This window comes from Niastella sp., from assembly GCF_045805085.1.
GTDB lineage: Bacteria > Bacteroidota > Bacteroidia > Chitinophagales > Chitinophagaceae > Niastella.
Map to the genome: position 1 here is coordinate 1 of NZ_JBJMLX010000461.1, position 3,932 is coordinate 3,932.

The window sequence follows — 3,932 nt, forward strand, 5'->3', positions numbered from 1 at the left end:
AAAATAATGCCGGCGGGTTTTCCTTCTTTGGCATTTTTTATTTCGCGGGCAATCAACTTCAGCAATTCTTTGCGCAGATCGACAGGGCAGGGGATAATGGTTTTGCATGCCTTCAGAAAATGCATGCCTTCCTTGGGTTTCTCCAGGAAGTTAAAAATGCGGTTCACATCGGCCATAATATGCCGGTCGCTCGTCAGCAAACAATGGTCACCATAAAAATTGGCCGTCTTCTCATTCAGGTTACCGGTGCTGATAAAACCGTAGTGAATAGTATGGTTAAGCACCCGCTTTTTAATCAAACAGACTTTGGCGTGTACCTTCATGTCAGGAATACCGATCAGCACTTTTACGCCTTCTTCCTCCAGGCGAATTTTCCAGTCCAGGTTGTTTTCCTCATCAAACCGGGCCCGCAGTTCCAGCATTACCGTTACCTGTTTGCCATTACGCACCGCATTGATAAGGGCGTTTACCACTTTTGAATTGGGGGCCAGCCGGTAGGCGGTTATTTTAATAGCCGTAACATCGGGGTCAATGGCCGCTTCACGCAGCAGTTCAATAACCGGGTTGAAGGAGTGGTAGGGAAAGTTTAACATGATGTCGGTATACAACACCACATCCGTTACCCGGTTCGTACTTTTCAGCATGGGATGCATAAAAGGCTTTTTCCGGTGTCCCTTCTTTTCAAATACATCCGGAAAATCCATAAAATGCCTGAAGTTATGAATACGGCCGCCGGGGATCAGGCTGTCTTTTCGCGCCAGGTTCAGCTTGCGGATCAGGTAATCGAGCAAACCAGCATCCATTTGTTTGTCAAATACAAACCGCACGGGTTTGCCCTTACGCCGGTTCCGCACCCCCTTTTCTATTTTTTGAATAAGGGAAGTGGAGATGTCGCTGTCCATATCGATCTCGGCGTCCTTGGTTATTTTAAATACCCACGACTCAAACCGATCGTACCCGAAATAAGAGAAAATACTTTTCAGGTTGAACCGGATCACATCTTCCAGTAAGATAATATGATGTTGCCCCTGGGGCGATGGCAATATTTTGAAGCGGCCAATGTTCTTGGCCGGAATTTCAATGATCGCGTATTTGCGTTTCAGGCTGCCGTCCTTGCGCGATAGCACCACCCCCAGATACAGCGATTTTTCCCGCAGATAAGGGAAATGCGGGATACTTTCCACCATCAGCGGAATGGTATTCATGCGCACATCTTCCTCAAAAAAGGTTTGAACAAATTTTTGTTGTTCTTTATTAAGGCCTTTGTCGGAGACCAGGAAGATCTTTTCTTTTTCCAGTTCTTTATTTATCCCTTCCCAGATCCGGTTGAACTGGCTTTGCTGGTCCAATACGATCTGTTGAATTTCGTCGAGGATCTTGTTGGGTGCAATCTCCATGTGCATGTTCTTTTTACCCACTTCGGTCATGCGTTTGAGGGTAGCCACGCGAACCCTGAAAAATTCATCGAGGTTATTGGAGAAGATGCCTAAAAATTTGACCCTTTCCCGTAAGGGTACGCTGGGGTCAGCCGCTTCCTGCAATACACGGGCATTAAAAGATAACCAACTAATATCCCTGGCTATGGTCTTGCGTTTCATCTGAGTGCTCATATTTGTATTGGCAGAATTCACCCTGTTTTCCATTTTAAGGTTTAAGAAATAGTTTTCATTTCTGTGCCCGGATCAGGCCTTCATACAATTGGGTATGAAGTTGTTCTGCCAAAGGTGAGAAGCCGTAAATTAAAATTAAATTAAGTAATTATTAAATCGTTTCTGTAAGAATATATTAAAAACATCGGCCATGCATGGGCTCAATATCAAGGCACCAACCCGGTTCCCACCCAATACAACCTCAAAAGAGGAGGGTGACAGAATTTTAAATGCTGAGTTTTGCTGAAGAGAACCGAACTTTGGAGGTATTAATTCATCGACGGAGAGGCCGGAACAGCCAAAAAATGTGAATAACTACCCGTTTTGAGCTATTTTACACATTTCCAAGCCTATTATATCCACAGATGTTGAAAAGTTGGCAAAAAAAGTTTGGTATTAGTTTGTGGATTGCCTAGATTTTCCGACCTTCGCCGTCCTAAATTTTTATGCGTCATGTCAAGAGTATGTTTGGTGACAGGTAAAGTTCCCGTAACAGGACACAAAGTATCGCATTCCAATATTAAGAGCAAACGTAGGTTTTTACCGAATTTGCAAACGAAGCGTTTTTACCTGGCCGAGGAAGATAAATGGATCACCCTTAAGTTATCAACTGAAGGTATTCGTACTATTAACAAAAGAGGCTTATTGAACGTAGTAAAAGAACTGCGTGCAAGGGGTGAAAAAATCTAATTAACTTTTAAAGCGTTATAACAATGGCAAAGAAAGGTAACCGTGTTCAGGTAATACTGGAATGTACTGAGCACAAAAATAGCGGACTGCCTGGTACCAGCCGGTATATTTCAAACAAGAACAAAAAGAACACTCCGGAACGTCTGGAGCTGAAAAAATACAACCCGATCCTGAAAAAGGTAACGGTTCATAAAGAAATTAAGTAAGGTTGACAATTAGCAAATTTGCCGTTGTGCAATTGCTAAACGCAGCTTGTATTAATTTTGGAATTTGCTAATTATCACAATTTCAAACTAGAGTCATGGCAAAAGCAGCTTCAAAGAACGCGAAAACCAAAGATGCTAAAGCAGCCGCTGAAGCAAAGAACTGGACGAAAGTAATTCGTGCTGTACGCAGTGAGAAGACTGGTGCATATACTTTCAAAGAGAATATCGTACACAAAGACAAGGTTAAGGATTTCTTAGCCGGTAAATAATTTGGGTAAGTATGTATCTTATCAAAAGCTCCGATATATTGTCGGAGCTTTTTTGCATTTGTTGAAGTGGTCCGGCTGCAACTGCGGGATTTCTAAATGATGATTGGTTTCACGATTACATCGCTATCTTTATTCTTTAAAAATCAGGAAAATGAGTTTTCTCGGGAAGTTGTTTGGCAAAAAAGAAAAGGAATCACTCGATCAGGGGTTACAGAAAACCAAAGAGGGATTTCTATCAAAGATCACCAAGGCCATTGCCGGTAAAAGTACCGTAGACGAAGAGGTGCTCGATAACCTCGAAGACGCCCTGGTAAGCGCCGATGTGGGTATCGATACCACGGTTAAGATCATTGAACGAATAGAACAACGCGTATCGAAAGATAAATACCTCACTTCCAGTGAATTGAACAAGTTGTTGCAGCAGGAAATTGAAGCCGTGCTGGTGGATGCAACGGAAAATAACAGCTACAATTTCAGTTCGCCCCTGCCCGCCAAACCATTCGTAATACTGGTAGTGGGCGTAAACGGGGTAGGCAAAACTACCACTATTGGCAAACTGGCCTATAACTTTAAAAAAGCCGGCAAATCGGTTTTACTGGGCGCCGCAGATACCTTCCGCGCCGCCGCGGTTGACCAGTTAACCATCTGGAGCGAACGCGTAGGCGTTCCCATCGTAAAACAGGCCATGGGTTCAGACCCTGCTTCTGTTGCCTTTGATACCGTGCAAAGCGGGTTGGCCAAAGGAGTAGAGGTGATCATCATTGACACCGCAGGCCGTTTGCACAACAAGGCCCACCTGATGGATGAACTGGGCAAAATTCGCCGGGTAGTTCAAAAACTGATCCCCGAAGCGCCCCATGAAGTAATGCTGGTGCTCGACGGTTCAACCGGACAAAACGCCCTGGAGCAGGCCAAACACTTTACCGCCACCACCGATGTAACGGCCCTTACCATTACCAAATTAGATGGAACCGCCAAGGGCGGGGTAGTGCTGGCCATCGCCAACCAGTTTAAAATACCGGTGAAGTTTATAGGCGTGGGCGAGAAAATGGAAGACCTGCTGGTATTTAATAAACATGAATTTGTAGATAGTTTGTTTAAGTTAACGAGTTAACAAG

At 44.2% G+C, this 3,932-nt stretch carries 5 protein-coding genes; 4 read left to right on the forward strand and 1 reads right to left on the reverse strand.

The genetic code is table 11. The features are described from left to right. On the reverse strand, window positions 1-1,598 hold a 1,598-nt coding region (ppk1, locus tag ACJ751_RS24340; protein WP_407748135.1), incomplete at its 3' end, for a polyphosphate kinase 1. A 504-nt stretch (window positions 1,599-2,102) separates the two neighbouring features. Between ppk1 and rpmB the strand changes: the two genes are divergently transcribed. The 4 genes from rpmB (at window position 2,103) to ftsY (ending at window position 3,928) form a co-directional block, all read left to right on the forward strand. Continuing rightward, window positions 2,103-2,339: a 50S ribosomal protein L28 gene (gene rpmB / locus ACJ751_RS24345; protein ID WP_407748136.1), complete on the forward strand. Its 237-nt coding sequence runs from the start codon at window positions 2,103-2,105 to the stop codon at window positions 2,337-2,339. Between the two features lie 23 nt (window positions 2,340-2,362). Beyond that, window positions 2,363-2,545, forward strand: coding sequence for a 50S ribosomal protein L33 (gene rpmG / locus ACJ751_RS24350; RefSeq protein ID WP_014218835.1), 183 nt, complete (start codon window positions 2,363-2,365; stop codon window positions 2,543-2,545). 95 nt (window positions 2,546-2,640) lie between these two features. Then, window positions 2,641-2,814 (forward strand): DUF4295 domain-containing protein, encoded by a 174-nt coding sequence (locus tag ACJ751_RS24355; protein WP_014218834.1) that lies wholly within the window; start codon window positions 2,641-2,643, stop codon window positions 2,812-2,814. 151 nt (window positions 2,815-2,965) lie between these two features. After that, complete coding sequence (gene ftsY / locus ACJ751_RS24360) at window positions 2,966-3,928, forward strand: signal recognition particle-docking protein FtsY (RefSeq protein ID WP_407748137.1); 963 nt, start codon at window positions 2,966-2,968, stop codon at window positions 3,926-3,928. Window positions 3,929-3,932: the final 4 nt, after the last annotated feature.